The organism is Streptomyces sp. NPDC001502, assembly GCF_042894785.1.
GTDB classification, from domain to species: domain Bacteria; phylum Actinomycetota; class Actinomycetes; order Streptomycetales; family Streptomycetaceae; genus Streptomyces; species Streptomyces kutzneri.
The window spans coordinates 61,588-79,678 of the sequence record NZ_JBIAVW010000009.1; the positions used below are offsets into that span (position 1 = coordinate 61,588).

An 18,091-nucleotide genomic window follows, 5' to 3' on the forward strand; every position below is an offset into this window, starting at 1 on the left:
GTTGTGGGTGGTGTGGTCGGTCACGTGCGGAGCGGGAGGGGTTGATACCGGGCAGGGCCCGGCCGGTGTGGCCCCGGTTGTACGCCGGGTGGTTTCGATTGGAAATTCTTGGGGTCTCGTCCGGGTCACGATCGGCCGGGAACGCGGCCTGGGGCGACGGGGTGATCCACCGGCCCGTACATTGTTGATCACCGCAGTCATGCCTACGCCCCGCTCCGAGGGGCGCGGTTCGGGCTGCCCTGCCGCTGTTGCACTCCATGGGGGAGATCTTTCGTGCGTACCGCCCTTGTCCGTCGTACCGTCCTGACCGCGTCCGCGGTGTCCCTGGCCCTGCTGGCCACCGCCTGCGGCTCCGACAAGGCCGACACCAAGGCCGACGCCAAGCCGTCGGCGCCCGCCTCGTCGTCGGCCCCGGCCGCCGCGGGCGCCAAGGCGAAGACGGACGCCGAGCTGTCCGCCCTGATCCTGACCAAGGCCGATCTGGCGGACTACCTGGTCGTCGCCGTCCCGAAGAACGAGGTGGAGATCAGCGAGGCCGCGAAGGGCGACAAGGCCGAGTGCCAGCCCGTGGTCAGGACGCAGGGCACGGCCACGGTCGGTACGGCCGCCGGTGTGGCGCGGATGAAGGCCGTCGCCAAGCCCAAGGAGGGCGCAAGCGCCGAGGACGCTGCCGCCGCGGGGATGAAGGCCCTCGCCGGCACCCGGACCTCGGTCACCCTCGCCTCGTACGAGGGCAAGGGCGCGGAGGAGGCCTTCGCGGCCGTGAAGACCGCGGCCACCGCGTGCGCCGGCGGTTTCTCGCTGACGATGGAGGGCGAGGTCACCAAGATCGACAAGGTGGCGTCCTCCGCGGCCACCGGGGGCGACGAGGCGATCGCCCTGACGCTGGAGGCCGACGTGGAGGGCACGAAGGTCACGACCGAGACCGTCGTCGTCCGCAAGGGCAACGTGCTGGCCACCCACACCGCGTCGGCCCTGGGCGTCGCGGAGAAGCCGACCGCCATCGTCGCCGCGCAGGTCAAGAAGCTCGGCTGAGCCCCGCCCGACCCCACGTCAAACCCGCTCCGGCGCACGCGCCGGGGCGGGTTTTTCGTCCTGTTCCGCTACGGGGCAGACGGACAACTACGGCGTACGCTGCGGCCTATGTGCGGAATTGTGGGTTACGTGGGAGCGCAGTCGGCGCTCGATGTGGTCATCGCCGGACTCAAGCGGCTGGAGTACCGCGGCTACGACTCGGCCGGGGTCGCCGTGCTCGCGGACGGCAGCCTGGCGGCCGTCAAGAAGGCCGGGAAGCTCGTCAATCTGGAGAAGGAGCTGGTCGGGCACCCGCTGCCGACCGGTTCCACGGGGCTCGGGCACACCCGGTGGGCGACCCACGGCGGGCCCACGGACGCCAACGCCCACCCGCACCTCGACAACTCGGGGCGCGTCGCCGTCGTGCACAACGGCATCATCGAGAACTTCGCCGCGCTCCGGGCCGAGCTGGCCGAGCGCGGACACCGGCTGGAGTCCGAGACGGACACCGAGGTCGTGGCGCACCTGCTGGCGGAGCAGTTCTCGGCCACCGGCGATCTCGCGGAAGCCATGCGGCAGGTGTGCCGGCGCCTGGAAGGCGCCTTCACCCTGGTCGCCGTACACGCCGACGAGCCGGACGTGGTGGTCGGCGCGCGCCGGAACTCGCCCCTGGTGGTGGGCGTCGGAGAGGGTGAGAACTTCCTCGCCTCGGACGTGGCCGCGTTCATCGCCCACACGCGGTCCGCGATCGAGCTGGGGCAGGACCAGGTCGTCGAGCTCCGCCGCGAGGGCGTCTCGGTGACCAACTTCGACGGTTCGGCCGCGACCGTGCGGGCGTACCACGTCGACTGGGACGCCTCGGCGGCCGAGAAGGGCGGATACGACTACTTCATGCTCAAGGAGATCGCCGAGCAGCCGAAGGCCGTCGCCGACACCCTCCTGGGCAGGATCGACGCGAGCGGCTCGCTGACCCTGGACGAGGTGCGCATCCCCGTCGCGGTGCTCAGGGAGGTCGACAAGGTCGTGATCGTCGCGTGCGGTACGGCGTACCACGCGGGCATGATCGCGAAGCTGGCCATCGAGCACTGGACCCGCATCCCGTGCGAGACGGAGCTGGCGAGCGAGTTCCGCTACCGCGACCCGATCCTGGACCAGCGGACGCTGGTGGTCGCGATCTCGCAGTCCGGCGAGACCATGGACACCCTGATGGCGCTGCGGCACGCGCGCGAGCAGGGGGCCAAGGTGCTGGCCATCTGCAATACGAACGGGTCGACGATCCCGCGCGAATCGGATGCGGTCCTCTACACGCACGCCGGTCCCGAGGTGGCCGTCGCCTCCACCAAGGCCTTCCTGACGCAGCTGGTGGCCTGCTACCTGGTCGCGCTCTACCTCGGACAGGTCCGGGGCACGAAGTGGGGCGACGAGATCGAGGCCGTGATCCGGGAGCTGTCGGACATCGCCGCGGCGGTGGACACCGTCCTGGAGACGATGGAGCCGGTACGGGAACTCGCGCGCTCGCTCGCCGACAAGAACACCGTGCTGTTCCTGGGACGGCACGTCGGGTACCCGGTGGCGCTGGAGGGCGCGCTCAAGCTCAAGGAGCTGGCGTACATGCACGCCGAGGGCTTCGCGGCGGGCGAGCTCAAGCACGGGCCGATCGCACTGATCGAGAAGGACCTGCCGGTGGTGGTCGTCGTCCCGTCGCCGCGCGGCCGGTCGGTGCTCCACGACAAGATCGTGTCGAACATCCAGGAGATCCGGGCGCGCGGGGCGCGGACCATCGTGATCGCGGAGGAAGGCGACGAGGCGGTCGTCCCGTACGCCGACCACCTGATCCGGATCCCCGCGACGCCGACGCTGCTCCAGCCGCTGGTGGCGACGGTCCCGCTGCAGGTGTTCGCGTGCGAGCTGGCGACGGCGCGCGGCAACGAGGTGGACCAGCCGCGTAACCTCGCCAAGTCGGTGACGGTGGAGTAGTAGTCGGCCAGGCCAGTGGAGTTGTCGTTGTGATTATCGGCGTCGGGATCGACGTAGCGGAGATCGAGCGGTTCGGAGCGGCGCTGGAGCGCACCCCGAACCTGGCCGGGCGGCTGTTCGTCGACGCCGAGTTGACGCTGCCGAGCGGCGAGCGGCGCGGGATCGCCTCGCTCGCCGCGCGGTTCGCCGCCAAGGAGGCCCTGGCCAAGGCCCTCGGCGCGCCCGCCGGGCTGCTGTGGACCGACGCCGAGGTGTACGTCGAGGACAGCGGGCAGCCCCGGCTGCGCGTGTCCGGGACGGTCGAGGCGCGGGCGCTGGCGCTCGGGGTGAAGTCCTGGCACATCTCGCTCAGCCACGACGCCGGTGTCGCCTCCGCCGTGGTGATCGCAGAAGGGTAGGGGTAGTCCGTGCGCACTGCTTACAGCGTGAAGACCGTACGGGCCGCCGAGCGGGAGCTGATGGCCCGGCTCCCCGAGGGCGCCCTGATGCAGCGGGCGGCGGCCGGCCTGGCCGCCGCGTGCGCCGGGCTGCTGCGGCGGGCCCGCGGCGGGGTGTACGGGGCCCGGGTCGTCCTGCTCGTCGGCCCCGGGGACAACGGCGGCGACGCGCTGTACGCGGGCGCCCGGCTGGCCCGGCGCGGGGCCGGGGTGACGGCCGTGCCGATGGACCCCGAGCGGATGCACCCGGGCGGCCTGGCCGCGCTGCGGGCCGCCGGGGGACACCTCGCGCGGTCGGTCCCGCAGCGGGCGGACCTCGTCCTGGACGGGCTGCTCGGGATCGGCGGGCGGGGCGGGCTGCGCCCGGCGGCCGCGGAGCTGGTGGAGCGGATCCCGCCGGGGGTCCCCGTGGTCGCGGTGGACCTGCCGAGCGGGGTGGACGCGGACACCGGGGAGGTGGCGGGTCCGGCCGTGACGGCCGATGTGACGGTGACCTTCGGGGCGTACAAGCCCGGCCTGCTGATCGACCCCGGGGCCTCGCGCGCGGGCGTGGTGCACCTCGTCGGCATCGGACTGGAACTGCCGTCGCCGGAGGTGGAGGCCCTGCAGCACGCCGATGTGGCGGGACTGCTGCCGGAGCCGACGGCGACGAGCGACAAGTACCGGCGGGGCGTGGTCGGGATCGTCGCCGGGTCCGCGCAGTACCCGGGCGCGGCGGTGCTGGCCGTGGCGGGAGCGCTGCGGGGCGGCGCGGGCGCGGTGCGGTACGTGGGGCCGGCGGCGGAGGCGGTGCTCGCCCGCTACCCCGAGACGCTGATCGGGCCCGGCCGGGTGCAGGCGTGGGTGGTCGGCCCGGGGCTGGGCGAGGGGCGTGCCGGGGAGGTCGCGGAACTGCTGGCGGGGGACGCGGCGGTGCTGGTCGACGCGGACGGGCTGCGCGGGCTGGACGCGGCGGCGCTGCGGGCCCGGCGCGCCCCCACCCTGCTGACCCCGCACGCGGGGGAGGCGGCGGCGCTGCTGGGCGTGTCGCGGGAGTCGGTGGAGGCGGGCCGGCTGGACGCCGTACGGATGCTGGCGCAGCGGTATGGGGCGGCGGTGCTGCTCAAGGGCTCGACGACGCTGGTCGCCTCGGGCGGCGGAGCCGTTCGGGTGAATCCGACGGGCACCCCGTGGCTGGCCACCGCCGGCAGCGGGGACGTGCTGTCCGGGCTGGCGGGCTCCCTGCTGGCGGGCGGGCTGTCCGGGGCGGACGCGGGGGCGGTGGGCGCGTACCTCCACGGCCTGGCGGCCCGCCGCGTCGGGGGCCCGCTCCTGGCCCACCAGGTGGCCGAGGCCCTCCCGGGCGCCTGGCGCGACACCAGCCACCCCTGACGCCGCCGCGACCGCGCGCCTCACGGACCGGGGCTCCGCCCCCGGACCCCGCGCCTCGAACTCCCCCGGCCACCGCTGGGAGGCGCCCCCTGGCGGGGCTGGAGATTCAGCCCCGCCGGCGTTTGAGGCGCGGGGGCCGGGCAGAGACCGGGAAACGGCGGGGCGGCGAAACGGCGGGGCGGGGAGAGGCTCCGCGCAGCGGCCGCCGGCCCCGGCGCGCCGACCACCGGGCGACATTCGCCCCCGGTTCGCCCAGCCGCCGCAAGGCCCGGCGGGGATTCTGAGAGACTGGGGGCGATGAACGAGACAGCGACGCGCGTGTACGCCGAGATCGATCTTGACGCCGTACGGGAGAACGTGCGCGCACTGCGCGAGCGGGCGCCCAGGGCCGAGTTGATGGCCGTGGTCAAGGCGAATGCCTACGGGCACGGCGCCCTGGAGTGCGCCAAGGCCGCCCAGGAGGCCGGTGCCACGTGGCTCGGGACGGCCACGCCCGACGAGGCCCTCGCGCTCCGCGCCGCCGGGATCCAGGGGCGCCTCATGTGCTGGCTCTGGACGCCGGGCGGGCCCTGGCGCGAGGCCGTCGAGGCCGATATCGACGTCTCCGTCAGCGGCATGTGGGCCCTCGACGAGGTCCGCGAGGCCGCCCGCGCGGCGGGCCGCACCGCCCGCATCCAGCTCAAGGCCGACACCGGCCTCGGCCGCAACGGCTGCCAGCCCGCCGACTGGGAGGCCCTGGTCGGAGCGGCCGTCGCCGCCCAGGCCGAGGGGACCGTCCAGGTCACCGGCGTCTGGTCGCACTTCGCCTGCGCCGACGAGCCCGGCCACCCCTCGATCCAGCTCCAGCTGGCCGCCTTCCGCGACATGCTCGCGTACGCCGAGAAGGAGGGCGTCGAGCCCGAGGTCCGGCACATCGCCAATTCGCCGGCCACCCTGACCCTGCCCGAGTCCCACTTCGACCTGGTGCGCTGCGGGCTGGCCGTCTACGGGGTCTCGCCCGCCCCCGAGCTCGGCACCCCGGCCCAGCTGGGCCTGCGGCCCGCGATGACCCTCAAGGCCTCCCTCGCGCTGGTCAAGACGGTCCCCGCCGGGCACGGGGTGAGCTACGGCCACCACTACGTCACCGACGCCGAGACGACCCTCGCGCTGGTCCCGGCCGGTTACGCCGACGGCATCCCCCGGCAGGCCTCGGGCCTCGGCCCGGTGCTCGTCGCCGGCAAGGTCCGCCGGGTCGCCGGGCGCGTCGCGATGGACCAGTTCGTGGTCGACTTGGAGGGAGACCACGCCCGCGCGGGTGACGAGGCCGTCATCTTCGGGGACGCGGAGCGCGGTGAACCGACCGCCGAGGACTGGGCACGAGCGGCGCACACGATCGCGTATGAGATCGTCACCCGTATCGGTGCACGTGTGCCCCGGGTGTACCTGGGCGGCTGAGCGGAGTGAGGGCGGCGGCGTGAGCGAGAACTGGCGCAAGGCCGGCTGGGCCGGCGCCGCCATCGGCGTGATAGCCGCGGGCGCGGCGGCCGGTGTAGCGGTCGAACGGATCACCGTCGGGCGCGGCATGCGGATGAAGGCACGCCTCGCACTCGACGCGGCCGGGGACTACGGGTCCCTGCGCGGCGCCGAGGGAATCTGCCGGGCCGAGGACGCCACCGAGCTCTACTACGAGCTCGACGAGCTCCCCGACGACGGCAAGCGGCGGCGGCTGCGGCGCAAGGCCGAGCCCCCGGCCACCGTCGTCTTCTGCCACGGCTACTGCCTCGGCCAGGACTCCTGGCACTTCCAGCGCGCCGCCCTGCGCGGTGTGGTCCGCGCGGTCTACTGGGACCAGCGCAGCCACGGCCGCAGCGCCCGGGGCCTCGCGCAGGCGGACGGCGAGCCGGTGAGCATCGACCAGCTCGGCCGGGACCTGAAGGCCGTCATCGACGCGACCGCCCCCGAGGGGCCGCTGATCCTGGTGGGTCACTCGATGGGCGGAATGACCATCATGGGATTCGCCGAGCAGTACCCCGAGATCGTCCGCGACCGCGTCGTCGGCGTGGCCCTGGTCGGCACCTCCAGCGGCCGCCTCGACGAGGTGACGTACGGGCTCCCGGCCGCCGGCATGGGAGCCGTGCGCCGACTCCTGCCGGGCGTGCTCAAGGCGCTCGGCTCGCAGGTGGAGCTGGTGGAGAAGGGCCGCCGGGCCACCGCCGACCTCTTCGCCGGAATGATCAAGATGTACTCGTTCGGCTCCCGGGACGTGGATCCGGGCGTCGCGCGGTTCGCGGAGCGGCTGATCGAGGCCACGCCCATCGACGTGGTCGCCGAGTTCTACCCGGCCTTCCAGAGCCATGACAAGACCTCCGCGCTCCAGCTGTTCGCGGACCTGCCGGTCACGGTCATAGCCGGCGACAAGGACATGATCACCCCGCCCGCGCACAGCGTCGCCATCAAGGAGGCGCTCCCCGGCGCCGACCTCGTGGTCCTGGAGTCCACCGGGCACCTCATGATGCTGGAACGCCCGGAGACCGTGACGCGGCTGCTCACGGAGCTGCTGGCGCGCACCGGGGCGGCGGCCGTCCCCGCAGCGACTAACGTTGGCGGGCATGGAAGAAGTACCGCTGGAAGCACAGCGCAGCCAGGCACCGGCACCTGAGGCCGCGGCCGGCGCGGAGACCCGGATCACCATCGACTCCCCGGACGCGATGCAGGAATTGGGCCGCAGGATCGCCGCCCTGCTGCGCCCCGGCGACCTCGTCCTGCTGACCGGCGAGCTGGGCGCGGGCAAGACCACGCTCACCCGGGGCCTCGGCGAGGGCCTGGGCGTGCGCGGGGCCGTGACCTCGCCGACCTTCGTGATCGCCCGGGTGCACCCCTCGCTGACCGGCGGACCGGCGCTGGTGCACGTGGACGCGTACCGCCTGGGCGGCGGGCTGGACGAGATGGAGGACCTGGACCTCGACGTCTCGCTGCCGGAGTCCGTGGTCGTCGTGGAGTGGGGCGACGGCAAGGTGGAGGAGCTCTCCGACGACCGGCTGCACGTGGTCATCGCGCGGGCGGTCGGCCACGAGGAGGTCCTGGACGACGTACGGGAGGTCCTCGTGCGCGGGGTCGGGGCGCGCTGGAGTGCCGGGGCCGGGCTGGACGCCCTGGCCGGCGCCCTCTCGGAGTAAACGTACCGACAACTCGTCGGCAAGATATTGCGCTGTCGGCGGCCCTCGTGGTGACATGGTACCGAGAGTTTCTTAGGTATGCCTAAGTACGGTGTCCCGGGTCCAGGAGGCAGCCATGTCGGCACCAGCAGGAGCACATCGCGAACCCCGCCCGTCCACCGTCTCCATGTGGACGCTCCTCGCCGCCGGCGTGGCCGCCACCGCCGTCTCGACGCCGCCCGCGCGCGAGTACGCCACCACCCCGGGCGGGCCGGTCGGCACCGCACACGAAGAGGCCGCTCCGGAATCCGAAGCGGCCTAGGAGTGGTGCGGCCGCACCCGTTCGGGTGAAGCGCGGGCGATCCGTCAGGGAAGGACGACGACCTTCGAAGCGATCGTCGCGAAGGCCCACATCGCGTCGCCGTCGGCACGGGTCATGCGGATGCCGCCGGTCTTCTTGTTCGGGTCGGGCTCCGGCAGCGCGCCGTCCGTACGGGCGCTGAACCCGACCGCCACACCCTCCGTGCTGGCGAACCGCACGACGTGCTCGATCGGCACGCCGTCCGAGCCGGTGACCGAACCCGAGCGCGACCCGACCATGTAGGTGCCCGGCTTCGGGTGCACCGTGCTCGGCATCACCGTGAACGACTTCGGCGGCTGCGCGGGGTCGCCGACCAGCCAGACCCGCTTCTGGCCCACCGAGTACACGACGCGCACCCCGGTGCCGGAACCCTCGGGCACGGCCACCGGCTTCGCCGGGTCCTGCTTGGCGGCCGGGCTCGCGGCGGGGGCCGGCTCCTGCGCGGCGGCCTTCGGGGGATGCGCGGGCGCCGTGGCGGAAGCCTGGTAGCCGAGGAAACCGACGACGGCCACTGCCGCGGCGGTGAGCCCGGCCACGATTCCCGAGCTGCTGCGTGCCACCTTGCTCCACCTCTCCGCGCCGACTGATACCACGTCCGGTACCCCGTCGAAAGGTAGCAGTCGCCCTGCTCCGAGACCGGCCGCAAGGGGTGCGGCCGCCGGAGTCGTAGGCTGTTCGCGTGCTCTTGCTCGCCGTAGATACCGCCACGCCCGCCGTCACCGTCGCCCTGCACGACGGTGAGTCCGTCGTCGCCGAGTCGAACCAGGTCGACGCCCGCCGCCACGGGGAGCTCCTGCTGCCCTCCGTGGACAAGGTCCTCGCCGAGGCAGGGGTCACGCTCGAAGCCGTCACCGGCGTCGTCGTCGGTGTCGGCCCCGGCCCCTACACGGGGCTGCGCGTCGGCCTCGTCACCGCCTCCACCTTCGCCGCCGTGCTGGGCGTGCCCGTGCACGGCCTGTGCACGCTCGACGGCCTCGCGTACGCCGCCGGGGCCGCCGGCATCGAGGGCCCCTTCACCGTCGCCACCGACGCGCGGCGCAAGGAGGTCTACTGGGCCCGGTACGAGGACCCGCGCACGCGCGTCGGCGAGCCCGCCGTGGACCGCCCGGCCGACATCGCCGAGCAGGTCGCAGGCCTGCCCGCGGTCGGCCAGGGCGCACTCCTGTACCCCGAGGTGTTCCAGGACGCCCGGGACCCCGAGCACCAGTCGGCCGCCGCGCTGGCCTCGCTGGCCGCGGAACGACTGGCCGCGGGCCTGGAGTTCCTGCCTCCGACCCCGCTCTACCTGCGCCGGCCCGACGCCCAGGTGCCCAAGAACTACAAGGTGGTCACGCCGCAGTGACCCCCCACACGCTGCGCGAGATGCGCTGGTGGGACATCGGGCCCGTGCTGGAACTGGAGCACGAGCTGTTCCCCGAGGACGCCTGGTCCGCCGGGATGTTCTGGTCCGAACTCGCCCACGCACGCGGCCCGCAGGCCACGCGCCGCTACGTCGTCGCCGAGGACGCGGCGGGCCGGCTGGTCGGCTACGCCGGACTGGCCGCCGCCGGCGACCTGGCCGACGTACAGACCATCGCGGCCGCGCGCGACCAGTGGGGGACCGGGCTCGGCGCCCGGCTCCTGACCGACCTGCTGCGCGCCGCCACCGCGTTCGAGTGCGCCGAGGTGCTGCTGGAGGTACGGGTGGACAACACCCGCGCCCAGAAGCTCTACGAGCGCTTCGGCTTCGAGCCCATCGGCTTCCGGCGCGGCTACTACCAGCCCGGCAACGTCGACGCGCTCGTCATGCGACTGACCGACCCCGCACAAGCACGAACTGAGAGCAGTGAGAGCAATGGCTGACGAACCGCTCGTCCTCGGCATCGAGACCTCCTGCGACGAGACCGGCGTCGGCGTCGTCCGCGGCACCACCCTGCTCGCGGACGCGATCGCGTCGAGCGTCGACGAGCACGCCCGCTTCGGCGGCGTCGTGCCCGAGGTGGCCTCGCGGGCCCACCTGGAGGCGATGGTCCCCACCATCGAACGCGCCCTGAAGGAGGCCGGGGTCAGCGCCCGCGACCTCGACGGCATCGCCGTCACCGCGGGACCCGGCCTCGCCGGTGCGCTGCTCGTGGGCGTCTCGGCGGCCAAGGCCTACGCGTACGCGCTCGGCAAGCCGCTGTACGGGGTGAACCACCTGGCCTCCCACATCTGCGTGGACCAGCTGGAGCACGGGCCGCTGCCGGAGCCGACGATGGCGCTGCTGGTGTCCGGTGGGCACTCCTCGCTGCTGCTGGCCCCGGACATCACCTCCGACGTACGGCCGCTCGGCGCGACGATCGACGACGCGGCGGGCGAGGCCTTCGACAAGATCGCGCGCGTGCTCCAGCTGGGCTTCCCGGGCGGTCCGGTCATCGACCGGCTCGCGCGCGAGGGCGACCCGAAGGCGATCAACTTCCCGCGCGGGCTGACGGGGCCGCGCGACGCCGCGTACGACTTCTCCTTCTCCGGGCTCAAGACGGCCGTCGCCCGCTGGATCGAGGCGAAGCGCAAGGCGGGCGAGGACGTACCGGTGCGCGATGTGGCGGCGTCCTTCCAGGAGGCCGTGGTGGACGTGCTGACGCGCAAGGCGATCCGGGCGTGCAAGGACGAGGGCGTCGACCACCTGATGATCGGCGGCGGCGTCGCGGCCAATTCCCGGCTGCGCTCACTGGCGCAGGAGCGGTGCGACGCCGCGGGGATCGTGCTGCGCGTACCGCGGCCGAAGCTGTGCACGGACAACGGCGCGATGGTCGCGGCGCTGGGTGCGGAGATGGTCAAGCGGAACCGGCCCGCATCGGACTGGGACCTGTCGGCGGACTCCTCGCTGCCGGTGACGGACCCGCACGTGCCGGGTACCGCGCACACGCACGATCACGGCCACACCCACGATCACGACCACGTGCACGAACTGAGCAAGGACAACCTGTACTCGTGAGCACCGTCGCGCTGATGTGGGAGGCCCGGGCCGCCGACGGCCGGGGCAACGAGCTGCTGGAGTGGGCCCGCTCCCGGGTCCTCGCCCGGGAGCCGGTGCGCCGCGAGGTGTTCCGCGCCCCGCAGGACCGGGTCCTCGTGATCACCTGGTGGGAGGCCGCCGAGGGCGTGTCGGCCGACCTCCCCGAGCTGCCCGAACCCGCGGCCGACCTGATCACGCGGGCGGTGCACCGCTGGCGGTTCGAGTCGGTGGAGGTCGACGGGAACTAGGGGGTGTCGGCGGGGGCCGGTGCAGGGGCGCCGATGAGCATCGAGGGAGCTCCCGCCACCCGGGTCAGGAAGACGGTCGCGGAGTTCGGCCCCTGCGGTTTGACCTTCCTGCGCAGCTCCTCGGGCTCGATCGCCGAGCCGCGCTTCTTCACGGTCAGGATCCCGACCCCGCGCTCGCGCAGCAGCGCCTTCAGCTTCTTCAGGCCGAAGGGCAGCACGTCGGTGATCTCGTACGCCGTCGCGTACGGCGTCGCGCGCAGCTCGTCGGCGGTGATGTAGGCGATGGTCGGGTCGATCAGCCGGCCGTCCAGCTGCCCGGCGACCTCGGCGACGAGGTGGGCGCGGATGACGGCCCCGTCGGGCTCGTAGAGCCAGCGGCCGACCGGCCCGGCCGCCGGATCGGGCAGCGGGTCGGCGGTGTGCAGCCGGCGCGGTCCGGGGAGCAGGGTGGCGCGCACGGTCCCCGGCGCGGTCCCGAACCAGAGCACGGCCTCCTTGACGTCCCCCTGGTCGGAGATCCACTCGGCCTCGGCCTCCGCGGGCACGGCCTCGTGCGGGATCCCGGGGGCGATCTTGACGGCGGCGTACTTCGCCGCACGGGCCGTCTCCACCGCCCACGACAGCGGAGGCGAGTACGACTCCGGGTCGAAGATCCGGCCGCGTCCCCCGCGCCGGGCCGGGTCGATGAAGACGGCGTCGTAGCCGGCGGTGTCCACCTCCGTCACATCCGCCTCCCGGACCTCGATCAGGTCCGCCAGCCCCAGCGCCTCGGCGTTGGCCCGTGCGACGGCGACCGTGAGCGGGTCGTGGTCCACCGCGAGCACCCGGATGCCGAGCCGGGCCAGCGCGAGGGCGTCCCCGCCGATGCCGCAGCACAGGTCCGCGAGGCTGCGTACCCCGAGGGCGGCGAGCCGCTCGGCCCGGTACGAGGCCACGGACGCGCGGGTGGCCATCTCGCCTCCGCCGGGCGTGAAGTACATCCGGAAGGCGTCCTCGGCGCCGAACTTCGCCACCGCGCGCTGCCGCAGCCGGGCCTGCCCGAGCGCGGCGGAGACCAGGGCGGCGGGGTGCTCGCGGCGCAGCCGGGTGGCGACGGCCAGCTCCTGGGAGGGGTCGTAGTCGCGGAGCGAGTCCAGGAGGGCGCGGCCCTCGGGGGCGAGGAGGGCGGCGAAGTCTTCGGGGGTCACGGGTCCATTGTCGGCGACGGGCCGGCCCGGGGGCGGCGCGGGCGGGCGTCCCCGGACCGGACGGTGTGGGCCAGTCGAAGGAAGGTGGGACCGCGTTCGCGGTGTCTTCCGGGGAGCCCGTGTGTCGGGTGCCAGGATGCGCTGCTATGCAGCTAGTACGACAAAAAGGAAATAAGTCGCAACAAGGTCACCGGCACGCGGCAGGTCCGCGCGGCCGGTTCGGGGTGGCCGTCGCAGCCCTGCTCGTCGCCGCCCTCGGGACGGCGTGCGGCTCCGGGGGCTCCGGGCCGGACAAGGCCGCGAAGGCGAAGGCCGCGGAGGCGGGCGCGGCGGGCGCGCTCAGCGCCGCCGAGAAGGCCAAGGCGGCCCAGCAGGCGCGCGTCGTCGCGGCGAAGAAGTGGGGCCTGCGCAAGACCCCGCTCGCCGCCCCGCCGGCGCCGAAGGCGAAGCCCGAGATCACCACGCGCGAGGGCTTCGAGGTGGAGGACCAGGAGGAGTACCCGAACGTCTTCACCACGGTCCCGACCGAGGACAAGGTCGTCTTCCTGACGATCGACGACGGCTCGGAGAAGGACCCCGAGTTCCTGAAGATGATGCAGGAGCTCAAGATCCCGTACACGGCCTTCCTCAGCGACTACGTCGTACGGGACAACTACCCGTACTTCAAGCAGATGCAGGCCGCGGGCGTCACCCTGAACAACCACACGCTCAACCACCGCTACATGCCCGGCCTGTCGTACGAGCAGCAGCGCGAGGAGATCTGCGGCCAGCAGGACACGATCCAGAAGCAGTTCGGCAAGCGGCCGACCCTCTTCCGGCCGCCGTACGGCAACTACAACCAGGACACGCTGCGCGCGGCGAAGTCCTGCGGCATCAAGGCGGTCCCGCTGTGGAACGCGGAGGCGTTCACCAACCGGATGGACTACCGGGAATGGGACCGCGATCTGCACCCCGGTGACATCATCCTCACGCACTTCCGGGGCAAGGAGGACTGGAAGGGCACGATGCCTGACATGATCCGTCATGTCATGAAGACCGTCACGGACAAGGGGTACGCCGTGGCTCGCCTGGAGGACTATCTGTGAAGCACGCGCGCCGGTTGGTAGCCGGAACGCTGGCGGCCGGCGCGCTCGCGCTGTCCCTGACGGGGTGCGGGGACAGCGCGGCACCCACCGAACGACTGGCCGGCAAGACGGCGCAGCCGACACCGGAGGCCGGCAGCGCCACGCCGTCGACGGCGTCGCCGGCACCGGCGCCGGGGGGCGCCTCCGACGAGGCGTACAAGAAGTGGGGCCTGACGGCCCCCCTCCAGTACGCGCCCAAGCCGGCCCAGAAGCCGCAGATCCCGAAGCCGGGCACGGGCAAGGTCCCGGTGATAGACCGAATACCCGTCCCGGCGGACGACAAGGTCGTCTTCCTGACCTTCGACGACGGCGCGGAGAAGGACCCCGAGTTCCTGAAGATGGCGGCCGACCTCAAGCTGCCGATCAGCATGTTCCTCACGGACAGCGTGGCATCGTCGGACTACGGGCACTTCGAGAAGATCCGGGACAACGGCTCGGCGAGCACGATAAACAACCACACGCTGACGCACCCGAATCTGCGGACCCTCTCCTTCGAGGCGCAGAAGAAGGAGATATGCGGCCAGCAGGAACGCCTGGAGAAGCGCTTCGGCAAGCGCCCGCCGCTGTTCCGCCCGCCCTTCGGCAACTACAACGACGACACCCTCCGGGCCGCCTCGGAGTGCGGAGTCTCGTCCCTGGTGCTGTGGCGGGTCTCGATGCAGATCAACAACTTCCAGTACGCCGAGGGCTCCGCCCTCAAGCCGGGTGACATCATCCTCGCCCACTTCCGCGGCCCGGGTGAGCTCAAGGGCACGACGGAAACCCAGATGACGACGCGCATGCTCCAGCGCATCCAGGAACAGGGCTACCGGATCGGGCGGCTGGAGGACTACTTGTAGGGCGGGGGCTTCGGGGGCGGGGCCCGGCGGGGCGGCATCGGGCAGGTGTGACGGGGGCTTCGGGGGGCGGGGTCCACTCGGTCCGCATCAGGGTGGGGTATGGGGGTTCCCCGTCAGTCCCATCGTCCCTCCGGGTCGGGCCGGTCCCTCAAAAGGGCGCTCCTTCGTCGCGTCACTGCGTGAAGGCCTTCGGCCACCCTTGACCGACCGTCCCGCCCCGGAGAAACGAAAGACTGCCGAGAAGCCCCCAAAAGAACGAGCCGGTCCAAGGTATGAGGGGCGGGGAGAGCACAGCCCCAGGCGGATCCCGGTGGGCACCATCCCGAGACGGGGCCCATGAGAGATCCTCTCGGCGTCGGGGGAAGCGCGCCCGATCGCTACGCGCTCCTCACCTCTCAGCGTCTCCAGCCCGTCCTGGGCCGGACATAGGCCGCCCACGACCCGTCAGCGCTCCTCACTCACGCGTCCGACGACTGTCTGTGGCCGTTGCGAGGCATGCACGGCGGTCCTTCGGCCATTCCGTCCTGGAGCCGAGTCGCCGCGCGCACGACACCCTCGTCAGACAGCCTGCACGTTGGCGACCGACGTGGTGAATTCGCGGCCAGAGGGAGCACGGATGTACGCCAGCTCCATCCAGTACTCCGCTCCGGCGCACGAGACGTTCTCGTTGACCACGGCCATCAACTCGCCTTCGACTCCGGAGGCGATGTCTCTGACGCGGCGGCGCAGGAGTCGGTGAGGCACGTACTCGTACCGATCACTCATCCGCCACCCCGCAGGTGTCGAGGAAGCGTTCCCACCCGACCAGCGCCCGGTCCAACAGATCCGAACAGGGCTCACCGATGCCCGCCACCCTCGCCGACGGGGCGTCATCCACATCAGCACCGGACACATGCGGCATACCCATCACCCTCACCTGCGAGACCACACCCAGGGCAAGCTCTCTAGAGATGTATTCACTCAAGCCGATGCTAGGTCGCCTCGTCAAGTCATCTCTAGAGATGTAACCGGGAGGTGGGTTCGTGCAGCGGCAAACCTCTGGCCCTAGGGTGTCTAGAGAGGCGAAGGAGTGATCGGTTTCATGAGCAGCCAGGGCGGCACCCGTCAGCCGAAGTACCAGCGGATCGCTGATGCGCTGAGGGCGGCCATCCAAGCGGGCGAATACGGCCCGGGGGATCGGCTGCCCGGCGAGAACGACCTCATGGCCGCCTACGAGGTCGCGCGGATGACCGCACGTCAGGCCCTCGGCGTTCTGCAGAACGAAGGGCTCGTGGAGGCCCGGAAGGGGGCCGGTGTCTTCGTTCGGGCGTTCAAGCCCCTGCGGCGGCGCGGCATCCAGCGGCTGACGCACGAGCAGTGGGGCGCGGGCCGCTCGATCTGGTCCGACGAGTCCGAGGACCGGGAGCTGGTCGTCGATCAGATCGACGTGCGCGAGGAAGCGGCGGACGTTCGCATCTCCGACGCCCTTGGGATTCCTGCGGACGCGCGCGTGTGGGCGCGCAGCCGCCGCTTCGTGCTCGATGGCAAGCCCGTGCTGTTCGCGATGTCGTACCTGCCGTCGGACGTCGTCGCGGACTCGGCCATCACGCAGGTCGACACCGGCCCCGGTGGGGCGTACGCGCGGCTGGCCGAACTGGGGCATGCGCCCGTGCATTTCCGGGAGGAGATCCGGTCCCGGATGCCTTCGGCAGACGAGGCCGAGCAGCTCTCGCTCTCCATGGGTACTCCCGTCATCCACATCGTCCGCACCGCGTTCGCCCAAGGTGGGCGGGTCGTCGAGGTCAACGAGATGACGCTGGACTCCGCCTCCTACGTGCTGGAGTACGACTTCGACGCCTAGAAGGGGGGACAGTCGCTGTAGCCGATCGGCTGCGGTGGCGGGACCTGGGGGCGGGGGGTTCGGAGGAGGGTCACCGCCTCCTCCGCGCGGCCCAGATCGATCAGCAGCGGGGCGAGAACCCTTGTCTGCTCCAGGCGGTCCGTGTCCAGGAGGGCGACGGCCTCTTCCGGGCGTCCGGCTTCGACCAAGAGGTGGGCAAGCCATTGCTGCGCGTACGGATCTCTGCCCTCGGGGTGGGCCGAGGCCTCCGCCAGCGCCTCGTCGAGCCGGCCGCAAGCGGCCATGAGCGGCCCCCGCAGCCGGAACAGCTCCCACTCCTCCTGGCCCCGCCGGGCCTTGAGCGCGTCGAGGTGGGCGAGGCCCTCCTCGGCGCGCCCCTCGGCGGCGAACAGCTCGCACAGCGCGTCGACGATCCAGTCCTCGGCGCTCCCCAGCGCCCGCAGGACCTCGATGCCCTCGGCGCCCCGCCCGTGCCGGGCCAGCAGCTGCGCCAGTAGGTACGACGTGTGCCAGCGGTCCTCCTCCCCGTGACTGCGGTACGCGTCGACCGCGCCCGCCACGTCGCCGCGCGCCTCCAGCGCCTCCGCCAGCTGCCGGGCCGCTTCCCACGGACCCTCGCCGGCCACGTACGCGCGCAGCTCGTCGAGCCGGTCGTGCCGGACCAGCAGTTCGGCCAGAGGGTCACGGTTGTTGACGACGGTGAAGTCGTACGCGCGCAGCACCGCGAGGGCTTCGTCCGTACGTCCCTGCTGCTCACGCACGGATGCCAAGAGGCTCACCACGTTGAACGGCTCCACCGACGCTCCGGGGCACTGCGGAGTTCCGCACCGCGGGCACACCTTCCCCGGGGCCAGGCGGGCCTCCAGCAGCTCCGCGACCTCGTCGCCGCGGCCCAGCCCGAGGCCCACGTCGACCAGCGCCTCGGCGACGAGCCGGTCGGTGAGGTGCGGTACGAGCAGCTCGTAGGCCTCCTCGCCCTGCCCGTGCCGGGCCAGCAGCAGGGCCAGGTCCCGCAGGGCGACCCGCTCCCCGTCCCGCTCGAAGGGGCGGACGAGCGCGATGGCCTCCTCGCCCCGGCCACCGGCGTCCAGCAGCCGCGCGGCCTCTTCGACCGCCGGCCACCAGCCGGTGCCGACGTACGGGGCCAGTACCGCGACGGCCTCGTCCAACTCACTCCGGCCGGCCAGCAGACGCGCCCAGGCGCGGGCGCAGAACCAGTCGCCGTCCTCCGCCGAGGCCAGCCCGCGCACCACCTCGATGTGCCCGAGGGCGAGGAGGCGGTCGACGAGGTCCGGTGGCACGCACTCGTCGTGCCAGGCGGCCCTGCGGTGGAGTACGGCGGCGTCCATGACCGCACCCTAGGTGATGGTATTTCGCGTCAGACCATCGATCCCGGGGAGTCAGATCCATGAGGCCACCACTGCCGCCCGTCGCCGAGCGCGACGCATTCGAAGCCTTGATCATCAGGACCGACTATGCCGACGAGCAGGGATGGCAGGCGGTGATCGCGGCTCTGATACAGCCGTGGGGAGAGCGGGACATGTACGTGGTCGACGACCCTGCCTGGTCCGGGGCGACCGTC

At 72.6% G+C, this 18,091-nt stretch carries 20 protein-coding genes and 1 pseudogene; 16 read left to right on the forward strand and 5 right to left on the reverse strand.

Going from position 1 to position 18,091, the window contains the following annotated elements; all coding sequences use genetic code 11:
* Positions 1 to 273 precede the first annotated feature (273 nt).
* From ACFY0D_RS17500 to ACFY0D_RS17535, 8 genes are all read left to right on the forward strand, one after another.
* Positions 274 to 1,035 carry a hypothetical protein gene (locus ACFY0D_RS17500; protein WP_390799123.1) on the forward strand — a complete coding sequence of 254 codons (762 nt, stop codon included), beginning with the start codon at positions 274 to 276 and terminating at the stop codon, positions 1,033 to 1,035.
* Positions 1,036 to 1,143: 108 nt separating this feature from the next.
* Positions 1,144 to 2,991: a glutamine--fructose-6-phosphate transaminase (isomerizing) gene (gene glmS, locus ACFY0D_RS17505; RefSeq protein ID WP_390799124.1), complete on the forward strand. Its 1,848-nt coding sequence runs from the start codon at positions 1,144 to 1,146 to the stop codon at positions 2,989 to 2,991.
* A gap of 29 nt (positions 2,992 to 3,020) precedes the next feature.
* Positions 3,021 to 3,389 carry a holo-ACP synthase gene (locus ACFY0D_RS17510; protein WP_189733332.1) on the forward strand — a complete coding sequence of 123 codons (369 nt, stop codon included), beginning with the start codon at positions 3,021 to 3,023 and terminating at the stop codon, positions 3,387 to 3,389.
* A 9-nt stretch (positions 3,390 to 3,398) separates the two neighbouring features.
* Entirely contained in the window at positions 3,399 to 4,799 is a 1,401-nt protein-coding gene (locus tag ACFY0D_RS17515) for an NAD(P)H-hydrate dehydratase (protein WP_390799125.1), read from the forward strand.
* A 297-nt stretch (positions 4,800 to 5,096) separates the two neighbouring features.
* Entirely contained in the window at positions 5,097 to 6,233 is a 1,137-nt protein-coding gene (gene alr, locus ACFY0D_RS17520) for an alanine racemase (protein ID WP_390799126.1), read from the forward strand.
* The gene (locus ACFY0D_RS17525) at positions 6,178 to 7,437 is read left to right on the forward strand and encodes an alpha/beta fold hydrolase (RefSeq protein WP_390799127.1); all 1,260 of its coding nucleotides are present in this window, start codon (positions 6,178 to 6,180) and stop codon (positions 7,435 to 7,437) included. The genes alr and ACFY0D_RS17525 overlap by 56 nt, the downstream gene beginning before the upstream one ends.
* Entirely contained in the window at positions 7,388 to 7,954 is a 567-nt protein-coding gene (gene tsaE / locus ACFY0D_RS17530) for a tRNA (adenosine(37)-N6)-threonylcarbamoyltransferase complex ATPase subunit type 1 TsaE (protein ID WP_351158424.1), read from the forward strand. The genes ACFY0D_RS17525 and tsaE overlap by 50 nt, the downstream gene beginning before the upstream one ends.
* Positions 7,955 to 8,069: 115 nt before the next feature.
* A complete protein-coding gene (locus ACFY0D_RS17535) occupies positions 8,070 to 8,255 on the forward strand; it encodes a hypothetical protein (protein ID WP_390799128.1) in 186 nt (61 codons plus the stop codon).
* A 44-nt stretch (positions 8,256 to 8,299) separates the two neighbouring features.
* On the opposite strand, the gene ACFY0D_RS17540 is transcribed toward ACFY0D_RS17535, so the two are convergent.
* Positions 8,300 to 8,854 carry a hypothetical protein gene (locus ACFY0D_RS17540; protein ID WP_390799129.1) on the reverse strand — a complete coding sequence of 185 codons (555 nt, stop codon included), beginning with the start codon at positions 8,852 to 8,854 and terminating at the stop codon, positions 8,300 to 8,302.
* 119 nt (positions 8,855 to 8,973) lie between these two features.
* On the opposite strand from ACFY0D_RS17540, the gene tsaB reads away from it, so the two are divergent.
* From tsaB to ACFY0D_RS17560, 4 genes are read left to right on the forward strand one after another with little or no spacing between them, the layout of a single operon-like run.
* Positions 8,974 to 9,636 carry a tRNA (adenosine(37)-N6)-threonylcarbamoyltransferase complex dimerization subunit type 1 TsaB gene (gene tsaB / locus ACFY0D_RS17545; RefSeq protein ID WP_390799130.1) on the forward strand — a complete coding sequence of 221 codons (663 nt, stop codon included), beginning with the start codon at positions 8,974 to 8,976 and terminating at the stop codon, positions 9,634 to 9,636.
* Between the two features lie 20 nt (positions 9,637 to 9,656).
* Complete coding sequence (gene rimI, locus ACFY0D_RS17550; protein ID WP_202203724.1) at positions 9,657 to 10,136, forward strand: ribosomal protein S18-alanine N-acetyltransferase; 480 nt, start codon at positions 9,657 to 9,659, stop codon at positions 10,134 to 10,136.
* Positions 10,129 to 11,250, forward strand: coding sequence for a tRNA (adenosine(37)-N6)-threonylcarbamoyltransferase complex transferase subunit TsaD (tsaD, locus tag ACFY0D_RS17555; protein ID WP_390799131.1), 1,122 nt, complete (start codon positions 10,129 to 10,131; stop codon positions 11,248 to 11,250). Before rimI ends, tsaD begins: the two co-directional genes overlap by 8 nt.
* On the forward strand, positions 11,247 to 11,519 hold the full coding sequence (locus ACFY0D_RS17560; protein WP_390799132.1) for a hypothetical protein: 273 nt from the start codon (positions 11,247 to 11,249) through the stop codon (positions 11,517 to 11,519). The genes tsaD and ACFY0D_RS17560 overlap by 4 nt, the downstream gene beginning before the upstream one ends.
* Here the strand turns inward: ACFY0D_RS17560 and ACFY0D_RS17565 are convergent.
* Positions 11,516 to 12,706 carry a methyltransferase domain-containing protein gene (locus ACFY0D_RS17565; protein ID WP_390799133.1) on the reverse strand — a complete coding sequence of 397 codons (1,191 nt, stop codon included), beginning with the start codon at positions 12,704 to 12,706 and terminating at the stop codon, positions 11,516 to 11,518. The two genes, ACFY0D_RS17560 and ACFY0D_RS17565, sit on opposite strands and share 4 nt — an antisense overlap.
* A 224-nt stretch (positions 12,707 to 12,930) precedes the next feature.
* On the opposite strand from ACFY0D_RS17565, the gene ACFY0D_RS17570 reads away from it, so the two are divergent.
* Positions 12,931 to 13,791 (forward strand): polysaccharide deacetylase family protein, encoded by an 861-nt coding sequence (locus ACFY0D_RS17570; protein ID WP_390799134.1) that lies wholly within the window; start codon positions 12,931 to 12,933, stop codon positions 13,789 to 13,791.
* Positions 13,788 to 14,669, forward strand: a complete 882-nt coding sequence (locus ACFY0D_RS17575) for a polysaccharide deacetylase family protein (protein WP_390799135.1) — start codon at positions 13,788 to 13,790, stop codon at positions 14,667 to 14,669. Before ACFY0D_RS17570 ends, ACFY0D_RS17575 begins: the two co-directional genes overlap by 4 nt.
* Positions 14,670 to 15,227: 558 nt before the next feature.
* Here the strand turns inward: ACFY0D_RS17575 and ACFY0D_RS17580 are convergent.
* Together ACFY0D_RS17580 and ACFY0D_RS17585 are read right to left on the reverse strand one after the other, a co-directional pair.
* A complete protein-coding gene (locus ACFY0D_RS17580) occupies positions 15,228 to 15,434 on the reverse strand; it encodes a hypothetical protein (RefSeq protein ID WP_390799136.1) in 207 nt (68 codons plus the stop codon).
* The gene (locus ACFY0D_RS17585) at positions 15,427 to 15,633 is read right to left on the reverse strand and encodes a hypothetical protein (protein ID WP_390799137.1); all 207 of its coding nucleotides are present in this window, start codon (positions 15,631 to 15,633) and stop codon (positions 15,427 to 15,429) included. The genes ACFY0D_RS17580 and ACFY0D_RS17585 overlap by 8 nt, the downstream gene beginning before the upstream one ends.
* 117 nt (positions 15,634 to 15,750) lie before the next feature.
* Between ACFY0D_RS17585 and ACFY0D_RS17590 the strand changes: the two genes are divergently transcribed.
* Positions 15,751 to 16,509 carry a GntR family transcriptional regulator gene (locus ACFY0D_RS17590; RefSeq protein WP_390799138.1) on the forward strand — a complete coding sequence of 253 codons (759 nt, stop codon included), beginning with the start codon at positions 15,751 to 15,753 and terminating at the stop codon, positions 16,507 to 16,509.
* Here ACFY0D_RS17590 and ACFY0D_RS17595 read toward each other — a convergent pair.
* Positions 16,506 to 17,858 carry a tetratricopeptide repeat protein gene (locus tag ACFY0D_RS17595; protein ID WP_390799139.1) on the reverse strand — a complete coding sequence of 451 codons (1,353 nt, stop codon included), beginning with the start codon at positions 17,856 to 17,858 and terminating at the stop codon, positions 16,506 to 16,508. The two genes, ACFY0D_RS17590 and ACFY0D_RS17595, sit on opposite strands and share 4 nt — an antisense overlap.
* Positions 17,859 to 17,917: 59 nt before the next feature.
* Between ACFY0D_RS17595 and ACFY0D_RS17600 the strand changes: the two are divergent.
* Positions 17,918 to 18,076 (forward strand): annotated as a pseudogene (locus ACFY0D_RS17600) (DUF6924 domain-containing protein); the annotation flags it as partial.
* Positions 18,077 to 18,091 lie beyond the last annotated feature (15 nt).

What these genes read in the sequence shown, in the direction of transcription:
- glmS (WP_390799124.1), top strand. Translation starts at nt 1,144, where the DNA reads ATGTGCGGAATTGTGGGTTACGTGGGAGCGCAGTCGGCGCTCGATGTG.
- alr (WP_390799126.1), top strand. Translation starts at nt 5,097, where the DNA reads ATGAACGAGACAGCGACGCGCGTGTACGCCGAGATCGATCTTGACGCC.
- ACFY0D_RS17525 (WP_390799127.1), top strand. Translation starts at nt 6,178, where the DNA reads ATGAGATCGTCACCCGTATCGGTGCACGTGTGCCCCGGGTGTACCTGG.
- tsaE (WP_351158424.1), top strand. Translation starts at nt 7,388, where the DNA reads ATGGAAGAAGTACCGCTGGAAGCACAGCGCAGCCAGGCACCGGCACCT.
- ACFY0D_RS17535 (WP_390799128.1), top strand. Translation starts at nt 8,070, where the DNA reads ATGTCGGCACCAGCAGGAGCACATCGCGAACCCCGCCCGTCCACCGTC.
- rimI (WP_202203724.1), top strand. Translation starts at nt 9,657, where the DNA reads ATGCGCTGGTGGGACATCGGGCCCGTGCTGGAACTGGAGCACGAGCTG.
- tsaD (WP_390799131.1), top strand. Translation starts at nt 10,129, where the DNA reads ATGGCTGACGAACCGCTCGTCCTCGGCATCGAGACCTCCTGCGACGAG.
- ACFY0D_RS17580 (WP_390799136.1), bottom strand. Translation starts at nt 15,434, where the DNA reads ATGAGTGATCGGTACGAGTACGTGCCTCACCGACTCCTGCGCCGCCGC.
- ACFY0D_RS17590 (WP_390799138.1), top strand. Translation starts at nt 15,751, where the DNA reads ATGAGCAGCCAGGGCGGCACCCGTCAGCCGAAGTACCAGCGGATCGCT.
- ACFY0D_RS17595 (WP_390799139.1), bottom strand. Translation starts at nt 17,858, where the DNA reads ATGGACGCCGCCGTACTCCACCGCAGGGCCGCCTGGCACGACGAGTGC.